At 66.6% G+C, this 26233-nt stretch carries 27 protein-coding genes and 3 pseudogenes; 11 read left to right on the top strand and 19 right to left on the bottom strand.

Features of this window, described 5'->3' with window-relative positions; all coding sequences use genetic code 11:
- Positions 1 to 10 precede the first annotated feature (10 nt).
- On the top strand, positions 11 to 1522 hold the full coding sequence (locus tag EYZ64_RS09045) for a hypothetical protein (protein ID WP_135453133.1): 1512 nt from the start codon (positions 11 to 13) through the stop codon (positions 1520 to 1522).
- Here the strand turns inward: EYZ64_RS09045 and upp are convergent.
- Positions 1504 to 2127, bottom strand: coding sequence for a uracil phosphoribosyltransferase (gene upp, locus EYZ64_RS09040; protein WP_135453132.1), 624 nt, complete (start codon positions 2125 to 2127; stop codon positions 1504 to 1506). The two genes, EYZ64_RS09045 and upp, sit on opposite strands and share 19 nt — an antisense overlap.
- Before the next feature lie 229 nt (positions 2128 to 2356).
- Between upp and EYZ64_RS09035 the strand changes: the two genes are divergently transcribed.
- From EYZ64_RS09035 to EYZ64_RS09015, 4 genes are all read left to right on the top strand, one after another.
- Positions 2357 to 2662, top strand: a complete 306-nt coding sequence (locus EYZ64_RS09035) for a type VII secretion target (protein ID WP_286174698.1) — start codon at positions 2357 to 2359, stop codon at positions 2660 to 2662.
- A gap of 2 nt (positions 2663 to 2664) precedes the next feature.
- The gene (locus EYZ64_RS09030) at positions 2665 to 3744 is read left to right on the top strand and encodes a C40 family peptidase (protein WP_135453131.1); all 1080 of its coding nucleotides are present in this window, start codon (positions 2665 to 2667) and stop codon (positions 3742 to 3744) included.
- A 386-nt stretch (positions 3745 to 4130) separates the two neighbouring features.
- A complete protein-coding gene (gene satS, locus EYZ64_RS09020; protein WP_135453129.1) occupies positions 4131 to 5411 on the top strand; it encodes a protein export chaperone SatS in 1281 nt (426 codons plus the stop codon).
- Between the two features lie 45 nt (positions 5412 to 5456).
- Positions 5457 to 6275, top strand: coding sequence for an alpha/beta fold hydrolase (locus EYZ64_RS09015; protein WP_135453128.1), 819 nt, complete (start codon positions 5457 to 5459; stop codon positions 6273 to 6275).
- A 15-nt stretch (positions 6276 to 6290) separates the two neighbouring features.
- On the opposite strand, the gene EYZ64_RS09010 is transcribed toward EYZ64_RS09015, so the two are convergent.
- The 11 genes and pseudogenes from EYZ64_RS09010 to EYZ64_RS08965 form a co-directional block, all read right to left on the bottom strand.
- Positions 6291 to 7697, bottom strand: coding sequence for a DUF1254 domain-containing protein (locus tag EYZ64_RS09010; protein ID WP_135453127.1), 1407 nt, complete (start codon positions 7695 to 7697; stop codon positions 6291 to 6293).
- A 67-nt stretch (positions 7698 to 7764) separates the two neighbouring features.
- Positions 7765 to 8037 carry a hypothetical protein gene (locus EYZ64_RS09005; RefSeq protein ID WP_135453126.1) on the bottom strand — a complete coding sequence of 91 codons (273 nt, stop codon included), beginning with the start codon at positions 8035 to 8037 and terminating at the stop codon, positions 7765 to 7767.
- Between the two features lie 154 nt (positions 8038 to 8191).
- Positions 8192 to 8329 (bottom strand): annotated as a pseudogene (locus EYZ64_RS09000) (adenosine deaminase); the annotation flags it as partial.
- Positions 8330 to 8365: 36 nt separating this feature from the next.
- A pseudogene (locus tag EYZ64_RS32365) lies at positions 8366 to 8580 on the bottom strand (hypothetical protein); the annotation flags it as partial.
- A gap of 14 nt (positions 8581 to 8594) precedes the next feature.
- Positions 8595 to 8783 carry an ESX-1 system-associated protein gene (locus EYZ64_RS32745; RefSeq protein ID WP_502703011.1) on the bottom strand — a complete coding sequence of 63 codons (189 nt, stop codon included), beginning with the start codon at positions 8781 to 8783 and terminating at the stop codon, positions 8595 to 8597.
- A gap of 29 nt (positions 8784 to 8812) precedes the next feature.
- Complete coding sequence (locus EYZ64_RS08990) at positions 8813 to 10342, bottom strand: outer membrane protein assembly factor BamB family protein (protein ID WP_167857759.1); 1530 nt, start codon at positions 10340 to 10342, stop codon at positions 8813 to 8815.
- Between the two features lie 46 nt (positions 10343 to 10388).
- Positions 10389 to 11477: an adenosine deaminase gene (locus EYZ64_RS08985; RefSeq protein WP_135453124.1), complete on the bottom strand. Its 1089-nt coding sequence runs from the start codon at positions 11475 to 11477 to the stop codon at positions 10389 to 10391.
- 124 nt (positions 11478 to 11601) lie between these two features.
- Positions 11602 to 12108, bottom strand: coding sequence for a hypothetical protein (locus EYZ64_RS08980; RefSeq protein ID WP_135453123.1), 507 nt, complete (start codon positions 12106 to 12108; stop codon positions 11602 to 11604).
- Positions 12109 to 12110: 2 nt separating this feature from the next.
- A complete protein-coding gene (locus EYZ64_RS08975) occupies positions 12111 to 13145 on the bottom strand; it encodes an NADPH:quinone reductase (protein ID WP_135453122.1) in 1035 nt (344 codons plus the stop codon).
- Between the two features lie 58 nt (positions 13146 to 13203).
- Entirely contained in the window at positions 13204 to 14496 is a 1293-nt protein-coding gene (locus EYZ64_RS08970; protein WP_135453121.1) for a thymidine phosphorylase, read from the bottom strand.
- 59 nt (positions 14497 to 14555) lie between these two features.
- Entirely contained in the window at positions 14556 to 14954 is a 399-nt protein-coding gene (locus EYZ64_RS08965; RefSeq protein WP_167857758.1) for a cytidine deaminase, read from the bottom strand.
- A 214-nt stretch (positions 14955 to 15168) separates the two neighbouring features.
- Here EYZ64_RS08965 and sdhC point away from each other — a divergent pair, with 214 nt between their 5' ends.
- From sdhC to EYZ64_RS08935, 6 genes and pseudogenes are all read left to right on the top strand, one after another.
- Positions 15169 to 15585, top strand: coding sequence for a succinate dehydrogenase, cytochrome b556 subunit (sdhC, locus tag EYZ64_RS08960; RefSeq protein ID WP_084621995.1), 417 nt, complete (start codon positions 15169 to 15171; stop codon positions 15583 to 15585).
- On the top strand, positions 15582 to 16055 hold the full coding sequence (locus tag EYZ64_RS08955; protein WP_135453120.1) for a succinate dehydrogenase hydrophobic membrane anchor subunit: 474 nt from the start codon (positions 15582 to 15584) through the stop codon (positions 16053 to 16055). Before sdhC ends, EYZ64_RS08955 begins: the two co-directional genes overlap by 4 nt.
- Positions 16056 to 16058: 3 nt before the next feature.
- A complete protein-coding gene (gene sdhA, locus EYZ64_RS08950; protein ID WP_135453119.1) occupies positions 16059 to 17813 on the top strand; it encodes a succinate dehydrogenase flavoprotein subunit in 1755 nt (584 codons plus the stop codon).
- Positions 17813 to 18598, top strand: a complete 786-nt coding sequence (locus EYZ64_RS08945) for a succinate dehydrogenase iron-sulfur subunit (RefSeq protein ID WP_135453118.1) — start codon at positions 17813 to 17815, stop codon at positions 18596 to 18598. The genes sdhA and EYZ64_RS08945 overlap by 1 nt, the downstream gene beginning before the upstream one ends.
- Positions 18599 to 18710: 112 nt before the next feature.
- Positions 18711 to 19316: pseudogene (locus EYZ64_RS08940) on the top strand (carboxymuconolactone decarboxylase family protein); the annotation flags it as partial.
- A gap of 97 nt (positions 19317 to 19413) precedes the next feature.
- Entirely contained in the window at positions 19414 to 20205 is a 792-nt protein-coding gene (locus tag EYZ64_RS08935; protein ID WP_135453116.1) for a phosphatidylethanolamine N-methyltransferase family domain-containing protein, read from the top strand.
- Positions 20206 to 20217: 12 nt separating this feature from the next.
- On the opposite strand, the gene EYZ64_RS08930 is transcribed toward EYZ64_RS08935, so the two are convergent.
- From EYZ64_RS08930 to EYZ64_RS08900, 7 genes are read right to left on the bottom strand one after another with little or no spacing between them, the layout of a single operon-like run.
- Positions 20218 to 20712, bottom strand: a complete 495-nt coding sequence (locus EYZ64_RS08930; protein ID WP_135453115.1) for a PPOX class F420-dependent oxidoreductase — start codon at positions 20710 to 20712, stop codon at positions 20218 to 20220.
- Positions 20712 to 21620: a sigma-70 family RNA polymerase sigma factor gene (locus tag EYZ64_RS08925; protein WP_135453114.1), complete on the bottom strand. Its 909-nt coding sequence runs from the start codon at positions 21618 to 21620 to the stop codon at positions 20712 to 20714. The genes EYZ64_RS08930 and EYZ64_RS08925 overlap by 1 nt, the downstream gene beginning before the upstream one ends.
- Before the next feature lie 36 nt (positions 21621 to 21656).
- On the bottom strand, positions 21657 to 21995 hold the full coding sequence (locus EYZ64_RS08920) for a cupin domain-containing protein (RefSeq protein ID WP_210115490.1): 339 nt from the start codon (positions 21993 to 21995) through the stop codon (positions 21657 to 21659).
- Between the two features lie 16 nt (positions 21996 to 22011).
- Positions 22012 to 23430, bottom strand: coding sequence for an NAD(P)/FAD-dependent oxidoreductase (locus EYZ64_RS08915; RefSeq protein ID WP_135453112.1), 1419 nt, complete (start codon positions 23428 to 23430; stop codon positions 22012 to 22014).
- Positions 23431 to 23459: 29 nt separating this feature from the next.
- Positions 23460 to 24548, bottom strand: coding sequence for an ABC transporter ATP-binding protein (locus EYZ64_RS08910; RefSeq protein ID WP_135453111.1), 1089 nt, complete (start codon positions 24546 to 24548; stop codon positions 23460 to 23462).
- Positions 24538 to 25338 (bottom strand): ABC transporter permease, encoded by an 801-nt coding sequence (locus EYZ64_RS08905; RefSeq protein WP_135453110.1) that lies wholly within the window; start codon positions 25336 to 25338, stop codon positions 24538 to 24540. Before EYZ64_RS08905 ends, EYZ64_RS08910 begins: the two co-directional genes overlap by 11 nt.
- The gene (locus EYZ64_RS08900; RefSeq protein WP_135453109.1) at positions 25335 to 26222 is read right to left on the bottom strand and encodes an ABC transporter permease; all 888 of its coding nucleotides are present in this window, start codon (positions 26220 to 26222) and stop codon (positions 25335 to 25337) included. Before EYZ64_RS08900 ends, EYZ64_RS08905 begins: the two co-directional genes overlap by 4 nt.
- Positions 26223 to 26233: the final 11 nt, after the last annotated feature.

The raw sequence follows: 26233 nt of genomic DNA, 5'->3' as shown, positions 1-26233 counted from the left end.
CGCAAAAGCGATGCCGGACTGGACATATCAACCACTTCGCCCCATCGCGTCCGCGGTCGTCGGGGAACGTCGTACCCAGCGCTGGGCGCTACGGTTCTTGGCCACGCTGGTCGAGGCGGGTGGGTATCGATGGATTCCACGGGTATTCGATCACCCGCCGGTGCCGCCCGACTGGGCCGAGCGCTTCGGAGCGGTGGTTCCGCCGTCCGTAGCGCGCGATGCCGTGCGGGTGCTGCCGGTCCAGGGCGCCGGCATCATCGAGATCGCACCGGTGACGGCTGCCGATGTCGAGACCGTGCGGCAGGCCGCCACCGGTCGGCGCTGCCGTGTCGTCGCCCGGGTGGATTCCGCCGAGGTCGCCGAGCTGCTCGCCGATGACGTCGACGAGGTGGCCATCGGTGACACGAGCGAGAACTGCTATCTGACCGACCCGGATATCTCCGCCGCCGTTGCGGTGCTGCAGGATCCAGACGCTGTCGTGCTGGCCCGGCCCTCCGTGCTGCTGGCGAGCGGGCCGGGCTGGTTCAACCGGGTCGTCGAGGCGGCCTCCCGGACGACGACGCGGCCGCCGAGCCTGGCCGATGCCGGGCTCAACCCGTTTCGTTGGCCGGGCTGGTTGTGGGGTGTGCTGGCCGGACTCGGCTTGATCGTGGCCGGTATCGGCGCGGGCGCCATCACGCTCGGGCCGGTGTTGTTGAGTTATGACCGGTCCTATCTCGGCCTCGGCGTGGATGATCTGCGCCGGATCAACGACAACCTGGTGCATTTCATCCAGCACGACCGGATCAGCATGGCGGGCAACATGATCGGCCTCGGTGCGCTGTACACCGGATTGTGTTGGGGCGGCATCAGGCGTGGCCTGGCGTGGGCCCGCAATGCCCTGCTGATCTCGGGGCTGGTCGCGTTTCTCACGCTGTTCTACTTCGTCGGAACAGGTTTCGTCGATCCGCTGCACACCCTGGTGGTGGTGACACTGTTCCCGATGCTGCTCGCCGCGGTGTGGAACAAGCCGGACCCGCCCCGCTGGCGGTCACTGCCCGACGGTCCGGAGTCCCAGCGCCGGCGCGCGCTGTGGGGTCAGCTGCTGTTCATCGGCCTGGGCGCCGGGCTCGCCGTCGCGGGGGCGACCATCTCGTTCGTCGGCCTGACCGACGTATTCGTCTCCACCGACCTGGGATACATGCACACGCACGGTGCGGCGCTACGGTCCGCCGACCCGCAGCTGCTCAGCTTCATTGCCCACGACCGGGCCGGATTCGGCGGCGCGTTGATCGGCTCCGGGCTCGCGATCGCCATGATCGCGATGTGGGGGTTCCGTCGTGGCGAGCGCTGGGTGTGGTGGTCGCTGTTGATCGGGTTCGTGACGGGCACGCTGCCGGCGTTGGCCGTGCACTACGCGATCGGCTATACCACCTTCATCCATCTGCTGCCGGTGTACGTACTCGTGCTCGCCACGGCGGCGGCACTGGTGTTGTCCCGGCCCTACCTGACGGCCAGAGCGCCTCAGCGCGGGCCGAACTGACGGTCCCCGGCATCCCCGAGTCCCGGGACGATGTAGGCGGCTTCATTGAGGCCTTCGTCAATGGTCGCGGTGATCAGCCGCATTTCGGGGGCAACCTTCTCAATCGCGGCGATCCCCTGCGGCGCGCACACCACACACACCGCGGTGATGTCGACGGCGTTGCGTTCCCGCAGCAGGTCGATGGTGTACGCCATCGACCCGCCAGTCGCCAGCATCGGGTCGAGCACGAACACCGACCGTGCACTCAGGTCGTCTGGCAGCGACGCCAGGTAGGGCGTCGGCTGATGCGTCGTCTCGTCGCGCGCCATCCCGACGAAACCCACCTGCGCCTCGGGAATGAGGGCATGCGCCTGGTCGACCATCCCCAGCCCGGCCCGTAACACCGGTACCAGCAACGGCGGGTTGGCCAATCGCGAGCCGGTGGTGTCGGTCACCGGGGTGCGCACCGCGATCTGCTCGGATGTCGCGTCCCGGGTGGCCTCGTAGACCAGCATCATGGTCAGGTCCCGCAGCGCGGAGCGGAACCCGGCGTTGTCGGTCCGCTCATCCCGCAGGGTGGTCAGCCGTGCGGCGGCCAGGGGGTGGTCGACGACCCGTACATCCATGCGCTGACCTTATCGGTCGGTACCGCTGCCGTGCAGATCGATCCGGTGACGGGACGGCGCGCTCGATGTGTTCTGATGTCGCACCTCTCGCGCGATGTGCGCCGATTTCTACCGTAGGGCAGTCATCCTCGCGCACGAGCAGCTCTGAGGTAGAAACCGGCGAGCACCGCCATCTAAGACAGGTCACGATTCAGGGGAACCGATCGGGGTCGGCGGGCGTCCTAACCACATGCCCGCCGACACCCTGCGCGCCGACCTGGCGGCCGTCCGCGCTCTTGGCGACGCCCTCGACGCACACGCCGCCGATCTCGCCGCCGTGGCCACCGCCCTCCGATCGATGCCGCCACCGGAGGCCGCCCTCGGTCCGATCGGCGAACGGTTCGCCGCTGCCTTCGCCGACGCCGTCAGCGCACACAGCGATGCGGTCACGACGCTGAGTGCACGCACCGGCGCGGGGGCCGTCAGCGCCGGAAACACCGCCACCGGCTACGACGCCGCCGGTCAGCAGGCCGCTCAGTTGTTGCCGCGGGTGTAGCCGTGCCCGCATCCGCCACCGCTCTGGCCGCGCCGCTATACGAACTGCGGGACCTGGTGGGCAGCGGCCGGCCGGAAACCGGTCCCACCGTGACGGCCCTGGATGCCGCACATTCGGCCCTGTCGGATATCGCGGCCGCACTCGGGCGATCGTGGGAGCGCGCCGGTGCCGATTGGTCGGGTACGGCCGCAGCCGCGGCCGCCGATTTCGCGACGGGCACCGCCGCCGAGGTGACCGGCCTGGCTCAGGAGGCGAAGGCATTGAGCGCTGCTGCCCGCCGTGCGGGCTCGGCGGTGGCCGAAGCGAGGTCACGGCTGCAGGCGATCATCGACCGCTTCGAGGAACGCGCCGCCGCGCTGGCTCCGCACCTTGATGAGCCCGGCGTGGCCCAGGAGTTGCAGGCCGAGGCGCAACGTGCCGTCACCGAGGCGTCGGCCGTCGTCGACGAACTGCGCGCCGAACTGGACCGTCAAGCCGGTGCCGTCACCGGCGCCATCAACGCCCCGGCCGTGGCAGGTTTCTCGGCCGGCTCCGGCGGTGTCGCACCGGCCTCGCCGGGGTTCTCCGGGGGTGCGCCGTCCGCCACCCCGGTGAGCGGTTGGACTGGTGCCGCGGATCTTCCGGCGGCATCGGGGGCCGATCGCTCCGAAGCCCCGGTCGGACTGCGTGACCCCGGGATGTTCGGCGAGGGCGTGGCGGTGCGGTTGCCCGACGGCACCACTGCGGTGGCGCCCAATGCCGTCGCGGCCAGCGCCGTCCGGCACGCGCTGACCCAGGTGGGTGTGCCCTACCGGTGGGGCGGCACCACGCCAGGCGTCGGGTTGGACTGCAGTGGATTGACTCAATGGGCCTATCACGAAGCCGGACTGGACATTCCACGGCTGGCCCAGGAACAGGACATCGGAAAGGCGGTGTCGGCGGGCTCTTTACGGCCGGGTGATCTGGCGGTATGGGACGGGCACGTCGCGATGATCGTCGGCGCGAATACGATGATCGAGGCCGGGGATCCGGTCAGACTGTCACCCGTCCGAACCACGAACGCCGGTCAGGGTTTTCAGGGATTCTGGCGCCCCACGGTGTGAACGGTCACGGCAGCTCGTCGGCCCATTTCAGATGCACTTCGAAACCCCGCGTCATTGCCAGCGCCCGGTAGCGATCCCGAGTGTCTCGTTAGGCCCCCGCGTCTCCCCGCGCCCATAGCACCGACTCCATCCGCTGCGCCAACCCGACGTGCTCACCGTCAAGCCGACACGCAAGCGCAGATCGATCCCGTCCCGACGGGCGACCTCCGCGAGGCCGGCGCGGGCGGCGTGGTCCTCGCATGCGATCGGTGCGCCGAACACCGCCATCGTGTCACCGCAGGTCAGAGATATCTCCGATATCGCGTCGCCCGTACTCGCACCTGGTGTCCACCTCGAACGGGAGACAACCTGACTGGCGTCGGAGGCACCCCATTAGGCTGTGCCGCATGGCTGCTGACATCGTGCCGGTCCGGCTCGGGCTCACCAAGGGTGACCTTTACACACTGTGGGCTCCGCGTTGGCGCGATGCCGGCGACGAGTGGGAGGCCTTCCTGGGTGAGGGTGACGCCCTGTATGCGTTCGAATCGGCCGCCGAACTGGCGGCCTTCGTCCGTACCAACACCGACAACGACCTCGCCGATCACCCGAAGTGGGACAAGCTGGCCGCGGCCAACGCGCACAAGCTGCAGCCGTCGGAGGACCGCGAATACGACGTCGTCGGGGTGCCCGACCTGGTCGCCGACAAGCCAACCGAGGAGTCCGTCGCGAGCCTGCACCGCACCCTGGTGGTGGTGTCGTCGATCGGCTCGGTCTGTGAACTGGCGGCCATCAGCAAGTTCTTCAACGGCAACCCCGTGCTCGGCACGCTCGGCGGCGGGCTGGAAGGCTTCACCGGCCGCTCCGGGCGCAAGCGTTGGACCGAGATCGAAGCCGTGATCGCCCGGGGCTGGGACGGCGTGCTCGACGCCATCGACGAGATCGTGACCATCCCCGAGGACATCGACGCCGACGCGGTCAAGAAGGCCGAGGCCGAGCTCGAGGAGGACGCTCCCGAGGAGGACGAGGACGACCTCGCTGTCGACGCTGACGCCGAAGATACCGAGGGCGACGACGAAGACGACACCGCAGACGCGGGCGAACCCGTGCGCAGCGCTGCCGATACCGCCGTCCTGGGTGACGACGAGGACTTCTGGCAGAAGGTCGGTATCGACCCGGTCCGCATCATGACCGGCTCGGGCACCGTCTACACCCTGCGCTGCTACCTCGACGACGATCCGGTCTTCCTCGGCCGCAACGGTCGCATCAGCGTGTTCAGCTCCGAGCGTGCACTGGCCCGCTACCTGGCTGACGAACATGACCACGACCTGTCGGACCTGGCCACCTACGACGACATCAGGACCGCCGCCACCGACGGCTCCCTGCGGGTGGACGTCGCCGAGGAGAACGTCTACGTCCTGTCCGGCATCTCCGACGACATCGCCGACGGACCCGACGCGGTCGACCATGACCAGTTGGAGCTGGCCGTCGAACTGCTGCGCGACGTCAGCGACTACTCCGAGGACAAGACCGTCGACGAGACGTTGGCGGACACCAAGGCGCTCGGCAAGTTCGTGACCTATGTGCTCGGCGACGAGAACGCCCATAAGCCCGAGGCCCCGTACGCCAAGGCCGTCGAGCAGTGGGACGCGTTGGAGCGGTTCGTGGAGTCGCGCCTGCGGGCGGAGTAGCCGCCGCGGCGATGAGTTCTGGCCGTCGATGCGGTCAGACCACTCATGACCGCATCGACCAGCCTCTCCACCCACACCGTCTCGGTTCCCGGTGCCCGCCTGCACTACGAGGTACGGGGTACGGGCCCGCTGTTGCTGATTCTCGGCGCCCCGATGGCGGCCGCCGAGTTCGCGCCGCTGGCGCACGCGCTGGCCGGTAACCACACCGTGGTGACCGCCGACCCGCGCGGCGTCGCCGCAAGCTCCGTCGACGATCCGGACCAGGACTCGACCCCGGAGCTGAGGGCCGATGACGCCGCGGCGATCCTCGATGACCTGGGCGCCACCTCAGCCGATGTCTTCGGCTCGTCCGGCGGCGCGGTGACGGGGTTGGCCTTGATCGCCCGGCACCCCGGCCGGGTGGGCACACTCGTGGCGCACGAGCCTCCCCTACTCGAGTTGCTGCCCGACGCCGCCGAGCAGCGCGCCGCCACCGAGGACATCATAGCCACCTTCAACCGGGATGGGATGTTCGCGGCGTGGGGCAAGTTCATGGCCAATGCCGGCTTCGACGTTCCGGCCGGTGCGCCGCAGATGCCGGAAATGGCGGAGCCCAGTGATCAGGAGCTGCGCGACGCGGCGCACTTCTTCAACCACGAACTCCGGTCCACCACCCGGTTCCGGCCCGACGTCCAGGCATTGAAACGCGGCCAGGTCGTGGTGGGGCTCGGCGAGGAGTCCGGACATCTGCTGACCCAGCGGACCACGGTTGCCCTGGCCGACCTGCTGGGTGCACGTCCGGTGATGTTCCCGGGCGACCATGGTGGATTCATGGGCGCACCAGGGGCTTTCGCCGACGTGCTCCGCAGGGTGTTGCGCGGCTGACCTTCCGCGCACCGGTCAGCTCTTGAGGACTTTCGGTGCGTGCCAGGTGCCGTTGAGCGCCTCTTCCTTGGGCCAGTACAACCGCAGGATCATCTGGAACGGGCCGTCCGGCGCGGGCAGCCAGTTCGCCTCCTTGTCCTGGCCGGGCGACTGGTTCTGCACGTAGATCGTGACGCCGCCGTCGGGGTCTTTGATCAGACTCGGCAGCATCGGCGAATTGATCAGGTACCGATTGATCGGGTTGGCCACCAGCAGGCTCTGCGGCATTTTGTACATGGTGGTCGACCAGAACGAGTTGACCGGCGGCAGCTGCCCTGGCGCGAATCGCACGGTGTAGTTGTTGTTGCCGGTCAACGGTGCCCCGGTCGAGTCCACGGCCAGCACCGGGTAGATGGCCTCGGCGCTGGAGTTGCCGTAGATGCCGAGCACCGCACCCGCCATCCGGTACAGGTAGTTGTCCTTCATGACTTCTCGGGTGCCGAACAGCTGACTCGAGGTCACCTTCCCGGTGTCCAACTTGTCCTTCTTGAAGGTGTTGAGCTCGGTCCAGGCGTCGGCCATCCCGTCCTGCACGGCCTGCAGGGTTTCCTTGCTCATCGCGTCGGGGTTGAAGTCTCCGTCGGGGCCGATGCCGATGGTCGCGAAGCGAGCCCGAAGGTCCTTCTCCGACGGCACTTCCGGCGCGTATTTCAGGAGGAAGTTGAGGATCTGGAAAAACCTGGGCGAGGTCTTCTGCTCGTCGGGAGTCAGTGGCGCGATGAAATCCACCGCGGGGGAGCTCGCAGCGGGCTGTTTGACGAACGCCGAGAGCGGCTCGACGGTGTATCCGGCCTGGATCTTCTTGACGTTGTCGATGTCATCGGGATCGAACAGCTGGGTGCGGTAGATGACCAACGCGAAATCGGTGTCGGAGCGGATCACGTCGGTGATGCCTGCGGGCTTGTCGCCCTTCCAACCCGGGCCGGCCAACAGGTACTTGCCGCCGCCGTTGCCGGTGGTGCGGCTGCCCACGTAGGCGAAGTTGTAGGTGTAGCTGTCGATGAACTGCAACGAGTAGTACCGGCCGGCCTCGATCGGCGGGACGGTGAGCACCAACGGTTCGGCGCGCAGGTCCGCACCCAGCATCGTGTAGGGCGTGTCGGAGTTGGGCGTCTGGATCGTGGTGTCTTCGGGGGTGAACACCCGCGCGATACTGTGCGTCTGGTTCCAGTCGCCCCGGTACTGGGGGTTGGCCTTGTCGACGAAGTAGGCGTGCTGGATGCGGTAGGAGTCGACCATCGGGAAGCCGTATATGTAAGCCTCCTTGGCGATCTGGCGCACCATCTCCGGTGTCGGCGCCGCGGTCGGCGGCTGGTCGGACCCGCCACAACTAACGACCGAAGCAAGCAGTAACGCGGTCAGTCCGTACGCCAGATACCTCATCCATACTCCTCATCGCGAACGTCACTGGCGCGGCAGTTCACTGCCGCGCCAGTCAGAAGGGAAATTCTCAGCAGGGGTCGCCCGGAGGCGTGTAGTAGGGCACACCTTCGACTGTGTAGCAAGGGACTTCGCCCGGCACGTACGGGACATGTGCTGCCGCGATGGCAGCGCCGGTGGCCACGTCACCGGCGATGTTGGTGCAGCCGCCGGCGGCGAAGTGGCGTCCGTCGGCCCCGGCGCAGACGTCGGCACCGGCTGTCGGTACCGCGAAAACCGGGAGGAACACCGCCGCCGTTGCCAGCACTGCGCCGGACAACACGGTGGTGAGAGGTCGGGCCATGGGGCCTCCTTGTGATCGGGGCACGATGTCGGGGTCGAGCCTGCTGGATTGTCGCAGCCACAACCGCTGTTGTTACAGCGTTTGGAGTGGAAGTTTTCGCCGGGGAGAATTTCCCGACACGCTGCCGCTCGCTGCGACGAGCCGACGCGGCGCCTCAGCCGACCAGTACCGCGTACCGCGGCTTGATCACCTCGTCGATGATGGCGAGCCGTTCATCGAACGGGATGAAGGCCGACTTCATCGCATTGATGGTGAACCGCTCGAGGTCGCTCCAGCCGTAGCCGAAGGCCTCGGAGGTGCTGACTGCGTTCGCCACGAAGGCAACCTGACCATGCGCGTCTGGGTTCGGATCGCGGCCGGGGACTCCGAACAGAAGCGGAAGGACTGCTGTGCAACCGATCCGCTGACCTTGCGGGCGAAGTCGAGGACTTTGGGGGTGATGCCGGGCATTTCGGCGATGACGATGACCGCCGGTCCGTCGCCGCGCCGAAAGATCGTGCAGATCTTGAATTGGTAGGGCATCTGGGGCACTTCGCCGCTCATGAACCACTGCTCATTCAGCATGCGGACTGTTCTATGCGGTGTTTCGTGACGAGATTTGAATCTTGTTCTGCCGCACTAGTCAAAGACTTTCCCACTGTTTTGTACACCGCACGTTGTTCCGGTGTCCAAGACGTAGCGGGAATCCTGAAATCTCGATCAGCCCATTCAACGAAATCCTGGACTCCTGCAGACCCTCCTGTCAGGTCACATTTATCAGGCCTCCGGCACCGGCTCAGGCCAGCCGCTGGATGCCGTAGGGCAGCGACGTCCAGGAGGAATACAGCCCGTCACCCACCCAGTCGATTGTGCCCATCTCGATGGGCAACTGCCACAACGGCCGGCCGGTTGCGGAGTCAAAGGCGGTCACCGGACCCCAGCGACTGCGGCTCGCCGAGTCGGGGTAACCGAAGCCCAGAATCTGGGTGCCGTTGGCGGCGATGAGTCGAACGATTTTCGACCTGTCCAGAAACGCGCCGGTACCGTCACTGCAGTCCCGTACCCGCATTCCCCCGGCAGGGCCCGCGTTCGAAACAACGCACAGACTGTCAAAACCGCCGAGACTGACGTTCTCCTTCGCAGGCAGCGAAATCTGCTGGGTCCACGTCAGTTCTCCGGTCAGGTCATCCACCCCGGCGATCTCATTCTTCTTCCCGTGGTACACGATCAGCGATGTGACACCCGACGGCCGACCCCTATTCGTCCACGTACCCGATTCAGGATTTTCGCTGCCTGTCTCCGTGCTGGAGGGAAGCTGATAGCCACGATCTGCAGTGATCCGCCAGGCGAGCTTGCCGGTGAACGAGTAGAAGTCGATCTGCGACCCGGAACGCGTATCCAACCCATCGGGGGTGACCGACACAGCAATGCCGCGACTGGTGGCGATTGCCAGGCGGTAGGTTTCATCGACCGCGAATAGCTGGTCGCCGGTCTTGGCGGCGTAGAACGTCATCGTGCCACCAACCAAGTTGCCTACGATGCCTTGATCCAGGAACACCGAGGTAGTTTCCGTCAAAAACCGCTTCGACCACAGCTGCCGTCCCCAATCATCGAAAACCGTGAATTCTTTTCCCAGTTTCACGGCCAACAGGCCGGCGCTGCCGTAGACGTCGGCGTTGATTCCCTCGGCCGACTTCGATTCCTTTGTCACACCAGTCGCCATGTCGATGAGGTTGGCCTTCGCTCCACCGTTGCAGAGGGCGGCCTTGCCCGAAGTGCCGATGACACAACCCAATTGCGCGCTTGGCACCGGTTGTTGCCATCGCGGCGAGCCGTTGGTGGCATCTAGCGCGATCAAGGAGTTGCTCGCCGTGATGATGACGGTCTTGGCATCACCGCCGAGGAGGCGGACAAGACCGAGGGTGTTCTCGCCTGGCGGATAGGTCCACAGCGGGGTGGTGGGCGCGCTGGTCAGGGTGGGGGCCTTCACCGCGCCCGGCGGACGCTCCTCCGCGGCGATCTCGGCCCGACCGGCCGCGGTATCGGCCTCCGACAACGGCTGCGGCCCCGAACCGAACGTCCAGGCCAGGACGCCGCCGACCACCAGCGCCACAACAACCACCACCGCCGCGACGATCATCCCGATCAACTTCGCCCTGCGTCGGCGATCCTCCTCCGGCGGCGGGGGTGTGAACTGGGGCGGGTACCCGTACCCCGGTGGCTGAGACGCGAACCCCGGGGCGGCGCCGAATACCGGCGGACCGAACGGCGAGGAACCGGGCTGACCATCGTTGTCGCCCCACGGCGAACTCCCCCACTGGCTCACAGCCGGAGTCTAGTTCAGCCGTTCCTGCCCGCCCCGCGCCAATCACTCAGCCGACCAGTACCGCGTACCGCGGCTTGATCACCTCGTCGATGATGGCGAGCCGTTCATCGAACGGGATGAAGGCCGACTTCATCGCATTGATGGTGAACCGCTCGAGGTCGCTCCAGCCGTAACCGAAGGCCTCGACCAGGCGCAGCATCTCCTGACTCATGGTGGTGTCGCTCATCAGACGGTTGTCGGTGTTGACTGTCACGCGGAACCGCAGCCGCGCCAACCGGTCGAACGGATGCTCGGCGATGCTGGGCGCCGCGCCGGTCTGCACGTTGCTGCTGGGACACATCTCCAGCGGAATTCGCTTGTCCCGCAGGATGGATGCCAGCCGACCCAGGTGCTGGGTCCCGTCGTCGAACTCGGTGATGTCGTCGACGATGCGCACCCCATGGCCCAGACGGTCGGCCCCGCAGAAGGCGATGGCCTCGTGGATGGACGGCAAACCGAACGCCTCACCGGCGTGAATGGTGAAGCGCGCGTTGTTGCCTCGCATGTATTCGAACGCGTCGAGGTGCCGGGTGGGCGGGTACCCGGCCTCCGCTCCGGCGATGTCGAAACCCACAACGCCCTTGTCTCGGAACCGGATTGCCAGCTCGGCGATCTCCCGCGACCGGGCAGCATGGCGCATCGCGGTGACCAGGCAGCGCACGGTGATGGCGCGGCCCTCGGCCGAGGCCGCCTTCTCCCCATCGGCGAAGCCGGCCAACACGGCGTCGACCACGTCGTCGAGCGACAGGCCGCGGTCGATGTGCAGTTCGGGGGCGAACCGGATCTCGGCGTAGACGACATTGTCGGCGGCAAGGTCCTCCACACACTCGTAGGCGACGCGGTGCAGCGCCTCCGGGGTCTGCATCACCCCGACGGTGTGGGCGAACGGCTCCAGATAGCGCACCAACGAGCCGCTGTGCGCGGCGGTTCGGAAGAACGTGGCCAGCTCGTCGACCTCGGTGGCCGGCAGGTCGTCATAGCCGAGTTGGCCGGCCAGGTCGAGCACGGTGGCCGGCCTCAAGCCGCCGTCGAGGTGGTCATGGAGCAGGGCCTTGGGAGCGTGCTGGATCTTGTCCAGACTCAGCGGCGTACTCATGTCCCCATCATGCGCGACGCCGGCAGACCTGCGCCGAGGAAACCACGCCGTTGCTGATGACGATCAGGCCAATACCGGCCCACCCGCGCGCATCCAGGGGTTGGCGGCACGGCGGCCGGTCAGGTCACCAGCGCATCATCGGCATGGGCCGAAGCGGGTGGCGAGCCGCCCAGCCCGCGGCGGTGCGCAGCAGAAAACCGTGGAAACCCTCATAGGGATGTGCCGCGACGACCTCTGCGACGGCCGCCCGGTCCAGACCACCGGCCAGCGCGCCCCGCGTCACGTCGATCCGGTCGGCGATGCGGAAACTCTCCACCCAGGTGTCCCGGCATGGCCGCAGCTTGTGGTGCTGCTCGACCATTTGCCGTACCCGTGCGACGTCGCCGACGTCGTAGTCGCCGGCAAGTTCGTCGACGAGTTTCACCGAAGGTCCCAGATAGTCCCAACCGGCGGTGAACAGGCCGATGTCGTGCAGGGCCCAGGCCAGCGCAATGTCGTTCGGAACCTCTTCAGTACCAAGTAGTTTCAGCTGGTAGTTCAGTCCGCGGTAGACATGGTTACGATAGTTCGGCGGTACCGCGAAGCGGTCCAGGATCCCGTCGATGAGGTCGTTTTTCACCACCACGGTCATCGTCAGAGTCTGCCATGCACGCACACGTCGATGAGGGCCTTTCCGACCAGACCCTGCTCTACCGCGGCATGCGCATCCGCGGTGTGACCGAGGTCGTAGCGATGGATCGGCAGTCCGTGCTCGGCACCGACCCCCATGGCGCCTGCGGCGACCGCGGCGTTGACATCACGCAACGCGGCGTTCTTGTACTCGGGGTCGGTGCCGTAGGTGTAGGTGAAACCGATCTGGGCGTTCTTCCTGAGGATGGCCGGCGACGGAAGCGGCACCACGTCGCCCGGACGGTAGCTGTAGACGTTGATATTGCCGTGCGGGGCAATGACATTGACGTCAGTATCCAGATTGGCGGCCAGGTCCACCTCGACGATGTGACTCACTCCGCCCGGCGATATCGCCAGAACCTCGGCTACGACGTCGCCGGCGCGATAGTCGATGACGTGGTCCGCACCGGCATTGCGGGCCAGTAGCGCCTTCTGCGGACCGCTCACCGTGGCGATCACGGTGGCGCCCGCCCAGGCTGCCAGTTGGATCGCGGCGTGGCCGACGGCGCCGGCGCCGCCGTGAACGAGAACCGAGGCCCCGGTGAGCGCCCCGGGCGCCAACTCATGTGGGCCGCGTTCGGCCGAGGTGAGCGCACGGTGGGCGGTCAAAGCCGGGATGCCCAGGCAGGCGCCCACGTCCAGACTCACACCGTCGGGAAGCGCCACCACGTGCCGCGCGGGCACCGCAACGTATTCCTGCGCCGTCCCCGCCGGCCGGTCGAAAGCCACCTCCCACAACCACACCCGTTGTCCGACACGGACGTTGGTGACGCCGTCGGCGACGGCGGTGACGACACCGGACCCGTCCTGGTTGGGTACCTGTTCGGCGAACTTCATGTCCGACGATTCACCCGACCGGCTTCGGCAGTCGGTCGGATTCACACCGGATACCGCGACCCGGACCAGCACCTGCCCGGGGCGGATCTCGGGCAGGTCGCGCTCGACCAGTTCCAGAACCTCGTCGGCGTTTCCGGTGCGGCGATAGATGACTGCTCTCATGGTCCAACGAAGAACCCGTTCGGCGGGCCCGGTTGTTCCCGTGGCTCGATCCGGGGCGTCAGCCGATCCGGTCGATGATCAATGCTCGCTGCGTCGGCGCGGCGTCGCCGACGGTCCAGGCTCCATCGAGCTCGGCAAGTGCGCCGGGCAACCGCTCGGCGGTGTCGGTGTGCAGGGTAAACAGCGCCTCCCCTGCGACCACCGGCTCCCCCGGCTTGCGGTGGACCCGCACGCCCGCACCGAGCTGCACCGGCTCCCCCGGCTGGGCACGGCCGGCACCCAACCTCCAGGCCGCCAGCGCCACTCCCATGGCGTCGAGGTCGCCCATGATGCCGCCGTGCGGGGCCGTCACGGTCTCGCTGGCCGCTCCGATCGGCAGCGGGCGGCTCAGGTCCCCGCCCTGGGCCGCCACCAGCGCACGGAAGCAATCCATGGCGCTGCCGTCGCGCAGCGTCTCGGCGGGGTCTGTGCCGTCGACACCGGCCGCGTCGAGCATCTCGGTGGCCAGCGCCAGGGTCAGGGTGACCACGTCGGACGGTCCGCCGCCGGCCAGCACCTCCAGCGACTCGGCGACCTCCACGGAATTGCCGACGGTGCGGCCCAGCGGGCAGTTCATGTCGGTGAGAAGGGCCCGGGTCGGGACCCCGTTGGCATTGCCGAGGCCGACCATCGTGGCTGCCAGCTCACGCGACTCGGCCTCGGTCTTCAGGAACGCACCGCGGCCCACCTTGACATCCAGGACCAGGGATCGCGCGCCCTCGGCCAGTTTCTTGCTCATCACCGAACTCGCGATCAGCGGCAACGATTCGGTGGTGCCGGTGACATCGCGCAGCGCGTAGATCTTGCGGTCTGCCGGTGCCAGCTCGCCCGCCGCGAACACCGCCGCACCGATGTCCCGAAGTTGTTGCCGGATCTGGGCTTTCGACAGCTCCGCGGTGAATCCCGGGATCGCCTCCAGCTTGTCGAGCGTTCCCCCGGTGTGCCCGAGCCCGCGCCCGGCCGCCTGCGGAACGGCGGCACCGCAGGCCATCACGACCGGCAGCAGCGGAATGGTGATCTTGTCCCCCACCCCACCGGTGGAGTGCTTGTCCACCAGGGCAAGCGGCTTTCCGTCACGACGAAGATCGGTGAAGTCGAACCGCTCTCCGGAGCCGACCATGGCTGCCGTCCAGCGGGCGATCTCGGCCGGTGCCATGCCTTTCAGGAAGATCGCCATCAGCAGCGCCGACATCTGCTCGTCGGCGACCCGGCCGTGGGTGTAGCCGTCGATCACCCAGTCGATTGCGGCGTCGGACAGCACACCGCCGTCACGCTTGGTCCGGATGACGGTCGGCGCGTCGAGATGAGGCATGGCCGTCAACCTACTCGCCGGTAACTGCGGGGCCCCCGGAGTTGTTGGACCACTTGGCCTTACCCGCGCATCAGATCATCGGGCCCGAAGGCGTCGGGAAGCAGCTCACGCAGCGGTCGCGCGCCGTTCGGGTGGTCGATGAGCAGCTCCGGCCCACCGTGTTCGAGCAGCACCTGCCGGCAGCGCCCGCAAGGCATCAGCAGACCGCCGTCGGGGCCCACACACACCAGCGCGACGAGCCTTCCGCCGCCCCCGGAATGCAGGGCGCAGGCCACAGCGCACTCGGCACAGAGACCTAGGCCATATGAGACATTCTCCACATTGCATCCGGCCACGATCCGGCCGTCGTCAACCAGGGCCGCCGCCCCCACCGGAAAGCCCGAATAAGGCGCGTAGGCGCGGGTTGAAACTTCGATTGCCTTGTTACGCAAGAGATTCCAGTCGATGTCGATCGTCATGCGACAACCCCGGACGTAGGTTCTGAATGCATTCCGAAACCCCAATTCCCGACCCGTACATTAAGATAGGTAAGCCTAACTTTTGTGTGTTCAGCGGGCCGAACTGCTCAACCGTAATTCGTTCGCCACTACAAATGGGTTTAGAGTCGCCCCGAGGTTTGGGGCTAATTAACAGGCAGTCCCAGACGTCCCACCGATGGCGTTGGAGGGCCCGATGAGTACTCAGACGGAGGTACCGGCTCCGCAACCCAGGAAAGCACGACGGCGCACCCTTTATCGCGGTGATCCGGGAATGTGGTCCTGGGTGCTGCACCGTATTACCGGTGCCACGATCTTCTTCTTCCTGTTCGTACACGTCCTAGATACCGCGTTGGTCCGGGTGAGCCCGCAGGCCTACAACGAGGTCATCGAGACGTACAAGACCCCCATCGTCGGATTGATGGAGATGGGCCTGGTCGCCGCAGTGCTGTTCCACGCACTGAATGGCATCCGCGTCATCCTCATCGACTTCTGGCAGCAGGGTCCCCGCTACCAGCGGCAGATGCTCGCGGTCGCCGTCGGCGTCTTTGCCGTGGTCCTCATCGCAGCACTAGGAGTTCTCGGTATGCACATGGCGGAGCGGTTCCTGTGAGCGCGCCAGGAGCGGGCGAGTCGAGGTTGGGCCGTCCGGCACCGGTGTTGGAACGCGAACACGACCGACCGGCCGCGCTGGATCACCCGCGCGCGCCCCGTCGTCCCCGCGGCATTCCGTACTTCGAGAAGTACGCCTGGCTGTTCATGCGGTTCTCGGGTCTGGCACTCGTGTTCCTGGCGCTCGGCCACCTGTTCATCATGCTGATGTGGCAGGACGGCGTGTACCGCATCGACTTCAACTATGTCGCACAGCGCTGGGCCTCCCCGTTCTGGCAGATCTGGGATATGGCACTGCTGTGGCTCGCGATGATCCACGGGGCCAACGGCCTGCGCACCATCATCGGCGACTACGCCCGTAAGAACGTCACGAAGTTCTACCTGAATTCGCTGCTGCTGCTGGCGACAGGGTTCACGTTGGTTCTGGGCACCTACGTCCTGGTCACCTTCGACCCGAATATTGGGGGCTAACCAATGATTCAGGAACATCGCTACGACGTCGTCATCGTCGGTGCCGGCGGCGCCGGCATGCGCGCGGCCGTCGAGGCCGGTCCGCGCGTCCGTACCGCCGTGCTGACCAAGCTGTACCCGACGCGCTCCCACACGGGCGCGGCACAGGGCGGCATGTGCGCCGCGCTGGCCAACGTCGAAGAGGACAACTGGGAGTGGCACACCTTCGACACCGTCAAGGGTGGCGACTACCTCGCTGACCAGGACGCCGTCGAGATCATGGCCAAAGAGGCCATCGACGCGGTGCTGGACCTCGAGAAGATGGGCATGCCGTTCAACCGGACGCCAGAGGGCCGCATCGACCAGCGTCGCTTCGGCGGGCACACCCGCGACCACGGCAAGGCTCCGGTGCGCCGGGCCTGTTACGCCGCCGACCGCACCGGCCACATGATCCTGCAGACGCTGTACCAAAACTGCGTCAAGCACGACGTGGAGTTCTTCAACGAGTTCTACGCGCTGGACATCGCCCTGACCGACACCCCGGCGGGCCCGGTGGCCACCGGCGTCATCGCCTACGAGCTGGCGACCGGCGACATCCACATCTTCCACGCCAAGGCGGTCGTCTTCGCCACCGGCGGTTCGGGCCGGATGTACAAGACCACCTCCAACGCCCACACGCTGACCGGTGACGGGCTGGGCATCATCTTCCGCAAGGGACTTCCCTTGGAAGACATGGAGTTCCACCAGTTCCACCCGACAGGCCTGGCCGGCCTGGGCATCCTGATCTCCGAGGCCGTTCGCGGCGAGGGCGGCCGGTTGCTCAACGGCGAGGGCGAGCGGTTCATGGAGCGCTACGCGCCCACGATCGTCGACCTCGCGCCGCGTGACATCGTCGCCCGGTCGATGGTGCTCGAGGTGCTCGAAGGCCGCGGCGCCGGACCGAACAAGGACTACGTCTACATCGACGTGCGTCACCTCGGCGAGGACGTGCTGGAAGCCAAGCTGCCCGACATCACCGAGTTCGCCCGCACCTACCTGGGTGTGGACCCGGTGACCGAACTGGTGCCGGTCTACCCGACCTGCCACTACGTCATGGGCGGCATCCCGACCACGATCCACGGCCAGGTGCTGCGCGACAACACCAACGTCATCCCGGGCCTGTACGCCGCCGGTGAATGTGCGTGTGTGTCGGTGCATGGCGCCAATCGTCTGGGCACCAACTCGCTGCTGGACATCAACGTGTTCGGCCGCCGTGCCGGTATCGCCGCCGCGGAGTACGCCGCCAACCACAATCACGTCGACCTGCCGGAGAACCCGGCCGACATGGTCGTGGGCTGGGTCGGCGACATCCTGTCCGAGCACGGCCACGAGCGCGTCGCCGACATCCGCACTGCCCTACAGCAGTCGATGGACAACAACGCCGCGGTGTTCCGCACCGAGGAAACGCTCAAGCAGGCGCTGACCGACATCCACGCACTCAAGGAGCGGTACAGCCGAATCACGGTGCACGACAAGGGCAAGCGCTACAACAGCGACCTGCTCGAAGCCATCGAGCTGGGCTTCCTGCTGGAGCTGGCCGAGGTGACGGTGGTCGGTGCGCTCAACCGCAAGGAGTCCCGCGGCGGACACGCGCGTGAGGACTACCCCGACCGCGACGACACCAACTACATGCGGCACACCATGGCCTACAAGGAGGGCAACGAGCTGCTCTCCGACATCCGCCTGGATTACAAGCCCGTGGTCCAGACCCGCTACGAGCCGATGGAGCGGAAGTACTGATGAGCGCCCCAGTCATCGACAAGCCCGAAGCCGGCGACCCGGAGCTGCCCCCCGTCCCCGAGGGCGCGGTCATGGTCACTCTCAAGATCGCCCGGTTCAACCCCGAGAACCCCGACGCCGCGGGTTGGCAGAGCTTCCGGGTTCCCTGCCTGCCCTCGGACCGGCTGCTGAACCTGCTGCTGTACGTAAAGGGCTACCTGGACGGCACGCTGACCTTCCGGCGCTCCTGCGCCCACGGCGTGTGCGGCTCGGATGCCATGCGGATCAACGGCGTGAACCGGCTGGCCTGCAAGGTGCTCATGCGTGACCTGCTGCCCAAGAAAGCGGGCAAGCAGCTCACCATCACCATCGAGCCGATCCGCGGCCTGCCCGTGGAGAAGGACCTCGTGGTGGACATGGAGCCGTTCTTCGACGCCTACCGCGCCGTGAAGCCGTACCTGATCACCAGTGGCAACCCGCCCACCAAGGAGCGCATCCAGAGCGCCACCGACCGGGCCCGCTACGACGACACCACCAAGTGCATCCTGTGCGCGTGCTGCACCACCAGCTGCCCCGTGTACTGGAGCGAGGGGTCGTACTTCGGCCCGGCCGCGATCGTCAACGCACACCGGTTCATCTTCGATTCGCGTGACGAGGCGGCCGCCGAGCGGTTGGACATCCTCAACGAGGTCGACGGTGTGTGGCGCTGCCGCACCACGTTCAACTGCACCGAGGCCTGCCCGCGTGGCATCCAGGTGACCCAGGCGATCCAGGAGGTCAAGCGCGCGCTGATGTTCGCGCGCTAGGTCTCGTCGCCGACGCTGCTTACCGGGCGTCGATTCTGCGCTCAGATCGTGTTTTCGAGGGGAATCACGATCTGAGCGCAGAGTCGGCGCCCGTTTTGCACTGTCACACATTGCGGGGCTGCCTCGTCTAACTCGTATGACCGAGACGAAGACACGAATTCCCGCCGTCACCCCCAAACAGGCCGGCCTGCTGACCCGCGCCATGTACTGGTACGCCAAGCGCCAGTTCGGCGAGGTCCCTGAACCGTTCGCCGTGGCCGCAAACCACCCGCGTCTGCTGGTCGCCAACGGCGTCCACGAGATGCTGCTGCAGGGCGGCTCCAAGAAGCTGCCCGCCACGGTCCGCGAGCTCGCGGTGTTCTGGACCGCCCGCACCGTCGGCTGCTCGTGGTGCGTGGACTTCGGCTCCATGCTGATGCGGCTGGAGAACCTCGACGTCGAACGGCTCAAGTCGATCGACGATTACGCCACGTCGCCACTGTTCACCGATGACGAGCGCGCCGCCATCGCCTACGCCAATGCGATGACGACAGACCCGCACACCGTCACCGACGAGCAGGTGGCCGACCTACGCCGGCGTTTCGGCGACGACGGCGTGATCGAGCTGACCTACCAGATCGGCGTGGAGAACATGCGGTCCCGGATGTACTCGGCACTGGGCATCACCGAGCAGGGCTTCAACTCCGGAGATGCATGCCGCGTTCCGTGGGCCCAGTGACCGTGTCGCTGGCATCAGGCTGAGCCAGGGTGGTAGAACACGTTACAGAAATAGCGGCGGCAGCCGCTGAAACCGCCAGCTCACCTAGGAATCAGCCATGCACTGGTACACCGGCAACACGTTCTATGACACGGTGCTGACCGCGGCCTTCGCGTTCGCGGCATTCGTGATCATCGGCGGTTTCTTCGCACAGAGTTCCTACGGGCGCTTCTCGACGACGAAACTCGGCTTGAACCTCAACCCGAAGCTCGGCTGGTGGCTGATGGAGATCCCCGCCACCGTGGTGTTCTTGATCAGCTACCTGGCCGGGCCGAACCGATTCGAGCCGACGTCCCTGGTGCTCGCCGGGATCTGGCTGCTGCACTACGCCAACCGCGGTTGGTTCTTCCCGCTCGCGATCCGCCAGGTGCCCGGCAAGCGCGGCACGTTCAACATCTCGGTGATCGTGATGGGCATGCTCGTCACCTCCATGCACGGCTACCTCAACGGAACCCTGTTCAGCCAGGACTTCTTCGGGCAGTACACCACCGAGTGGCTGACCGACCCGCGATTCCTGGTGGGGTTGGTGATCTACCTGGGTGGGTTCGCGCTACTGGTCAATTCCGAATCGATCGTGCGGAACCTGCGTGACAAGAACAACCCGGGTGCTGCCGAATACCGGATCCCGTTCGGCGGCGGCTTCCGGTTCGTCACCAGCCCGGCCTATCTGGGCGAGATCATCGCCTGGTCCGGCTTCGCAATACTGACCTGGGCCTTGCCCGGGGTTGCCATCCTGTTGATCACCGCGGGCAACCTGATCCCCCGGGCGCTGGGCACCCACGACTGGTATCAGGAGAAGTTTCCCGAGTACCCCACCGACCGCAAAGCGTTGATCCCGTACGTCTTGTGACGCCGGATGCTGTCACGCCCCGGCGGGCGTGATCTCGATGAAAGCCATTGGCACACCCAGGGTCTGACTACTCACATCGAGGCTGCGCTCGAGCAGCTTCATGGGTGAGCTCCAGTTGGCGGCGATCACCGCGTTGGCATGCGCGTGTTCCGGCTCAGGCAGGATGCGCGCCACGCCGGCCACCACGGGGCCGATGGGCTTGCCGCGCAGGCTGCTCGCCACCACAAGGACATCCGGGTTGTTACGGATGCGTTTGACCTTCCCGGTCGACGCATCGGTGCGCACGTAGAGCTTGCCGTCAGCGATGCCGTGGTTGATCGGGCTGGGCACCGCCTCCCCCGATTTCTTGAAAGTCACCAACACGATCTGCCGGTAGTTCCCGAACCCGGCGAAGGTGCTCGCGGTGGCCGGTCCGATGTCGAAGGCATCGCGGTGGCGCATCTTGTCCATGCCGCGGAACATCATTCGGCTGAACGTGTGCGCCAGGGTTCCGGGCTCGTTCGGCATCACTGTGCACCTCTCAGCGGGGATCCGGTGAACTTGTCGGGGTTGGCGATGTCCCAGACCGCGCAGACCAAGCCGTCCCGCACCGTGAAGATCGTGACCCGGGGCATCATCTCGGGGTAGCCGTCACCGGCCGGCGCCCCTGTGGTGTAGAGGCCCAACTGGCCGTTGACGAGCGCAAATTGACTGCCCGCCAACCAATTCGGCCCGTAGCGCTTGGCCAGCCCGAGGATGAACCGGGCCACCTTGTCCGGCCCGCGGATGACGCGGGCAGCCGTCGGGGCACGACGGTTCGAATCGCCGGTGAACGTGACGTCGGGATGCAGCAACCGCACGACGGCGTCGAGCTCCCCCGACGCCAGCGCGGCCATCAGCTCGCCCGCCACCTGGTTGTGCAAATCGTCGGCCGACGACGCAGGCGGATTGTCGGCGACCGCACGACGGGCCCGGGAGGCCAACTGGCGGGCCGAAGCATCGCTGACGCCGAGCACACCGGCGATTTCGGTGAACGGTAGGCCGAACCCGTCGTGCAACACGAAGGCCACGCGCTGATCGGGGGTGAGCCGCTCCAACACCACCATCGCGGCGAACCGGGCGTCTTCCCCGGCCACCACCGCGTTGAGTGGGTCATTCGCGTCGAGCCCGGTCACCACGGGCTCTGGCAGCCATTCCCCGTAGTAGGCCTCGCGCCGGTGGGCCGCCGAGCGCAACCGGTCCAGGCCGAGCCTGCTCACCACGGTGGTCAGCCAGGCCCGCAGGTCAGCGATCGTGGTCTGGTTGGCTTCCCAGCGGATCCACGCATCCTGGACGATGTCCTCGGCGTCGGCGAAGGTTCCGGTGAGCCGGTAGGCCACGGCCAGCAGATGGGGCCGCAATTCCTCGAACTCGCCGACCCGAGCGCTCGCGGTCATGGCCCCAGTTTAGGACGCATCAGACGAACGACGCCCTCAGGCACCCACCATGACGTAGGTCTTGCGGATCGCCTCCTTGACGAACCACGTTCCTCGCCACCCCTTTGGCAGGACCAGCAGGCTGCCGGGCCTGATGTCGGCGCTCGTTCCGTCCTCACCGACGACGGTGCCGGAGCCCGAGATGATGTGGCACACCTCGGTCGCACTCGACCGGTCCGCGCTGAACTCACCCGGGCCGCATTCCCACACCCCGGTATCGGTCACCGCATCGGCCCAGACACCGAGCGAGGACTCCAGCTGGCCGCTGACGCTCGTCGGTTTCGGTTGCGGCTCGGGCATTTCGACCGTGTCCGCGTCAACATGAAGCAGGTTCACACTCGTCTCCATCGCGTCAGCGCCCGGTGATCTTGTTCGCCACACGTGCCAGCCCACTCGTGCCGGACAGGCCACGCGTGGACTCGCGACGATCAGCGGTCCTGTACAGCGCATACATCGCCTGAACTCCCAACCACCGCAACGGCTCCGGCTCCCATTTTCGGACCCGACGCCCCACCCAGGGCAGCCGGGTGAGCGCGGTGTCGCGCTTGAGCACGAGATCGGCAAGGGTGTGCCCGGCCAGGTTGGTGGTGGTCAGGCCGCTGCCGACATAGCCACCCGCGGTGCCGAGCCCGCTCGCCCGGTCGAAGTCCACGGTGGCAGTCCAGTCGCGCGGCACCCCGAGCACCCCGCACCACGCGTGCTCGATCGGAACGTCGCGGGTCGCCGGGAACATGTCGCGCACCAGGGCGCCCAGAGCATCGATGGTCCACTGCTGGGTGGCTCCGCGATGATCGAGTGCCGAACCGTACCGGTAGGGGATCCCCCGGCCGCCCAGCGCAATTCGATTGTCAGCCGTGCGCTGGGCATACATGTAGCCGTGCGCGTAGTCGCCGAGGAGCTCGGCGCCGTTCCAACCGACCTGCTGCAGAACGGAATCCGGGAGGGGTTCGGTCACCACCATCGAGGAGTTCATCGGCAGCCACGCCCGGCGCTGTCCCGGCATGGTCGCGGTGAAGCCCTCAAGGCAGCGCAGGACCACCGGTGCCCGGACATCGCCACGGGCCGTGATGGCACGCCCGGCCTTGATGTCGGTCACTTCGGTCTGCTCGTAGATGGCGACGCCCATGCCCTCCACCACGCGGGCCAGCCCCTGAACGAGTTTGGCCGGCTGCACCCGCGCGCAGTGCGGGGTGAACAGAGCGCCCATGGCGCGCTCGACCCGGATGCGGGCATTGGATTCGTCGCCGGTGAGGACCACGAAGTCGTCCTCGGTGGCACCCCAACTCCGCTCGTAGTCGAGAGATTCGCGGAGCCGGCCCATCTGCGCCTGGTTGCGCGCCACATGCAGCACGCCGTCCTTGACCACGTCGGCGTCGATGCCTTCGGACTTCGTGACGTCGATGACCTCGTCCACGGCGCCCCGCATGGCCTGCATGAGTGCGACGACGCCGTCGTGGCCGTGCGTGGAGGCATAGGCATCGCGGGATCCTGCGAGTTCGGCGGAGAGCCATCCGCCGTTGCGGCCGGACGCCCCGAACCCGGCGAACTCCTTCTCCAGCATGACAATCCGGATGTCTGGCTGTTCGCGCTTGAGGTAGTAGGCGGCCCACAAGCCGGTCAGGCCCGCCCCGACGATGCAGACGTCGGCTTCGAGCGAACCCGGCAGAGCCGGTCTTGATTCCGGCCAGCCCGCCGCGCGATACCAGAACGACACGCTGCCGTTCACGAAGTCATTGGCAAGACCGCTGGTCGTGCGACCGTCGGGGGACATCTTGGTTCTCCTGTACTTGTGGCGGTTGATCAGTTGTCGGCGGGCAGGATGGTGGCGACGTCGGGATCGAACGTCAACCACACCTTTTGCCCCGCCTGGGTCGGTGTGATGCTGTCCGCGCTCTCGCGGACCAGCGCGACGGTGCCGTCGGGCAGGCTGACCTCGACCTTGCGTGAGTTGCCGAGGTAGATCTCCTGAATCACGGTGCCCGGCACCGCATTGACAGCGTCCGGCTCGGTGTCACCGGTGACGATGCGAAGCCGTTCCGGCCGCACCACGACGGCCACCGAGTCACCACGCCTCGAATCACCCCGACCGGCCACGATCCGCCGGCCATAGGCGTTGACGGCGCGCCCGTCCTCGAGTTTTCCGTAGAACAGCGACGACTCGCCGAGGAACCGGGCCACGAAGACGCTCTTCGGGTGTTCGTAAAGGTCGGTGGGCGAACCGATCTGCTCGATGCGCGCCTTGTTGAACACCGCGATGCGGTCCGACAGCACCAGCGCCTCGTCCTGGTCGTGGGTGACGTAGACGAACGTGGTGCCGAGTTCACCGTGAATGCGCTTGATCTCGAGTTGCAGCGAATCACGCAGCTTCTTGTCCAGCGCGCCCAGCGGCTCGTCCATGAGCAGCACGCGCGGCTCGTAGACCATGGCCCGCGCGAAGGCGACGCGCTGCTGTTGACCACCGGACAGTTCCTTGGGCATCCGCTTGCCGTAGCCGTCGAGACCGACCGTACGCAGCGCGGCCGCCACCTTCTCGCGACGTTGCGCCTTGGCCATCTTGCGCTGGCGCAGCGGGTATTCGACGTTGTCTGTCACCGTCATGTGCGGGAACAGCGCGTAGTGCTGGAACACCATGCCGATGTTGCGGCGGTACGGCGGGAGATCGGCAACCGGCCGGCCGTCGATCAGCAGTTCCCCCTCGGTGACGTCGACGAAGCCGGCGATCATGTTGAGGGTGGTGGTCTTTCCCGAACCGCTCGGGCCGAGAAGAGTGAGGAACTCACCCGGCCGCGCATCGAGGTCGATGGCGTCGACGGCCTTCTCCGAGCCGTAGGTCTTGGTCAGACCGCGCAAGGTGATCGACGCACCGTGCGGGGTGTTGTCAGTGGACACGATTCCTCCTGCGCGAGTAGATGCCCGCAACGACGGTCAGACCCGTTGTGAGGGCGAGGATGAGGGTGGCGGCCGCAGCGATCGTGGGATCGGTGTCGCGCGTGACCGAGGCGTACATCTTGACCGGCAGCGTCTGCAGGTACGGGTTCTGGATGAACAGCGATAGCACGACCTCGTCGAAGCTCGTCGCGAACGCGAACAGCGCGCCCGAGAGCACCCCCGGCGCCACCAGCGGCAGTGTGACGGTACGGAACGTGGTCCAGCGGCCGGCACCGCAGATCGCGGCCGCATCCTCCAGCCGCCGGTCGAATCCCTGCAGGCTGGCCATCACCGGCACGATGACGAACGGCAGTGCCAGCATGGTGTGCGCGACGACAAAGCCGAACAGGGTCCCGAGCAAGTTCAGCCTCAGGAACAAGGCGTAGAGGCCGACGGCGACCACGATCACCGGAACAACCATGGGAGCCAACAGGAACGCACGTATGCCCTGCCGGCCGGCCAGCCGGGTGCGGCTGAGCGCCACCGCCGCGGCCGTGCCGAACAAGGTGGCGAACACGACCACCAGGACACCGACCTCCAGGCTTGCCTTCAGCGCGGCAATCCACGCGGGATCTTCGAAGAACGTGTGGTACCAGCGCGTCGACCATCCGGTCGGCGGGAACGCGAACGACGGACGATCGGTGAAGCTCAGCGGCACCACGATCAACGACGGTGCGACCAACCACAAGCCGACCCCCGCACAGAACAACCCGAGCAGGACGTTCCAGAACGTCTTTGCATACCGTGTCATGCCGTGCGCTCCTTACGGTTTCGGCGCAGCAGGTACAGCAGGGCGGCAAGCACCAGGAACGTGACGAGCAGCAGCACCACACCCATCGCCCCTCCCCTGCCCCAGGCCAACAAGCTGGTGACCTGGACGTAGATCTGCTGACTGATCAGAGCGTCATCAGGTGCACCGAGCAGCGCGGGGGTGACGTAGAAGCCGAGGCTGCTGATGAACACCATCAGGCACCCGGCTCCGACGCCGGGCAGCGACAGCGGAACCCAGATCCGCGCGAACGAGATGACCGGTCGCGCACCGAGACTCGAGGATGCGAGGACAAGGCGCCGGTCGATTCCAGACATCACGGCGTACAGCGGCAACACCATGAACGGCAACAGGATCTGACTCATGCCGATGACCACACCCAGGTTCGTCCGAAGCAACGGCACACTGCCCAGCCCGACGAACGACAGCAGGGTCTGGATCGGTCCGCCGTCCTCGAGCAGGATCACCCAGGCGAACGTGCGCACCATCAGGCTGGTCCAGAACGGAACCAACACGATGAGGGTCAGTGCGATCCGGACCGCGGGCCCGAACGCGACCATGGCGTAGGCGTAGGGATAGCCGAGCACCAGGCAGATCACCGTGACTTCGAGGCCCGTCGTGAACGTGCGCGACAGGACGCTGCGCTGCACGGAATCGCCCAGATACCAGGCGAAATTGCCGAAGCCGAGTTCTGGGTCGCTGAACGCCTGCCAGAACATGATGGCCAGCGGCAGTCCGAACACCCCGAGGACGAGCAGAACCGACGGCGCCAACAAACCGATGTCGCCGAGCCTCCGACCGGAGGTGGTGGGAGTGGTCTGGGTCTTGGGTGGCGCTCCGCCCGCCAGAACATCGACCATCGTCATGGAACGAGACC

The sequence above is a fragment of the Mycobacterium sp. DL99 genome, from assembly GCF_004762045.1.
GTDB lineage: Bacteria > Actinomycetota > Actinomycetes > Mycobacteriales > Mycobacteriaceae > Mycobacterium.
Note: the sequence above shows the minus strand (reverse complement) of the source record. Positions and strands in the feature narration are given on the sequence as shown.

Excerpts from the sequence above, each read along its gene's own strand:
- EYZ64_RS09035 (WP_286174698.1), top strand. The coding sequence starts at position 2,357 with ATGCCCGCCGACACCCTGCGCGCCGACCTGGCGGCCGTCCGCGCTCTT.
- EYZ64_RS08900 (WP_135453109.1), bottom strand. The coding sequence starts at position 26,222 with ATGACGATGGTCGATGTTCTGGCGGGCGGAGCGCCACCCAAGACCCAG.
- EYZ64_RS08935 (WP_135453116.1), top strand. The coding sequence starts at position 19,414 with ATGCACTGGTACACCGGCAACACGTTCTATGACACGGTGCTGACCGCG.
- sdhA (WP_135453119.1), top strand. The coding sequence starts at position 16,059 with ATGATTCAGGAACATCGCTACGACGTCGTCATCGTCGGTGCCGGCGGC.
- EYZ64_RS08925 (WP_135453114.1), bottom strand. The coding sequence starts at position 21,620 with ATGACCGCGAGCGCTCGGGTCGGCGAGTTCGAGGAATTGCGGCCCCAT.
- EYZ64_RS08965 (WP_167857758.1), bottom strand. The coding sequence starts at position 14,954 with ATGACGATCGACATCGACTGGAATCTCTTGCGTAACAAGGCAATCGAA.
- EYZ64_RS08915 (WP_135453112.1), bottom strand. The coding sequence starts at position 23,430 with ATGTCCCCCGACGGTCGCACGACCAGCGGTCTTGCCAATGACTTCGTG.
- satS (WP_135453129.1), top strand. The coding sequence starts at position 4,131 with ATGGCTGCTGACATCGTGCCGGTCCGGCTCGGGCTCACCAAGGGTGAC.
- sdhC (WP_084621995.1), top strand. The coding sequence starts at position 15,169 with ATGAGTACTCAGACGGAGGTACCGGCTCCGCAACCCAGGAAAGCACGA.
- EYZ64_RS08930 (WP_135453115.1), bottom strand. The coding sequence starts at position 20,712 with ATGCCGAACGAGCCCGGAACCCTGGCGCACACGTTCAGCCGAATGATG.
- EYZ64_RS09045 (WP_135453133.1), top strand. The coding sequence starts at position 11 with ATGCCGGACTGGACATATCAACCACTTCGCCCCATCGCGTCCGCGGTC.
- EYZ64_RS09005 (WP_135453126.1), bottom strand. The coding sequence starts at position 8,037 with ATGGCCCGACCTCTCACCACCGTGTTGTCCGGCGCAGTGCTGGCAACG.
- EYZ64_RS09010 (WP_135453127.1), bottom strand. The coding sequence starts at position 7,697 with ATGAGGTATCTGGCGTACGGACTGACCGCGTTACTGCTTGCTTCGGTC.
- upp (WP_135453132.1), bottom strand. The coding sequence starts at position 2,127 with ATGGATGTACGGGTCGTCGACCACCCCCTGGCCGCCGCACGGCTGACC.
- EYZ64_RS08975 (WP_135453122.1), bottom strand. The coding sequence starts at position 13,145 with ATGAGAGCAGTCATCTATCGCCGCACCGGAAACGCCGACGAGGTTCTG.
- EYZ64_RS08980 (WP_135453123.1), bottom strand. The coding sequence starts at position 12,108 with ATGACCGTGGTGGTGAAAAACGACCTCATCGACGGGATCCTGGACCGC.
- EYZ64_RS09015 (WP_135453128.1), top strand. The coding sequence starts at position 5,457 with ATGACCGCATCGACCAGCCTCTCCACCCACACCGTCTCGGTTCCCGGT.
- EYZ64_RS08945 (WP_135453118.1), top strand. The coding sequence starts at position 17,813 with ATGAGCGCCCCAGTCATCGACAAGCCCGAAGCCGGCGACCCGGAGCTG.
- EYZ64_RS08985 (WP_135453124.1), bottom strand. The coding sequence starts at position 11,477 with ATGAGTACGCCGCTGAGTCTGGACAAGATCCAGCACGCTCCCAAGGCC.
- EYZ64_RS08905 (WP_135453110.1), bottom strand. The coding sequence starts at position 25,338 with ATGACACGGTATGCAAAGACGTTCTGGAACGTCCTGCTCGGGTTGTTC.
- EYZ64_RS08970 (WP_135453121.1), bottom strand. The coding sequence starts at position 14,496 with ATGCCTCATCTCGACGCGCCGACCGTCATCCGGACCAAGCGTGACGGC.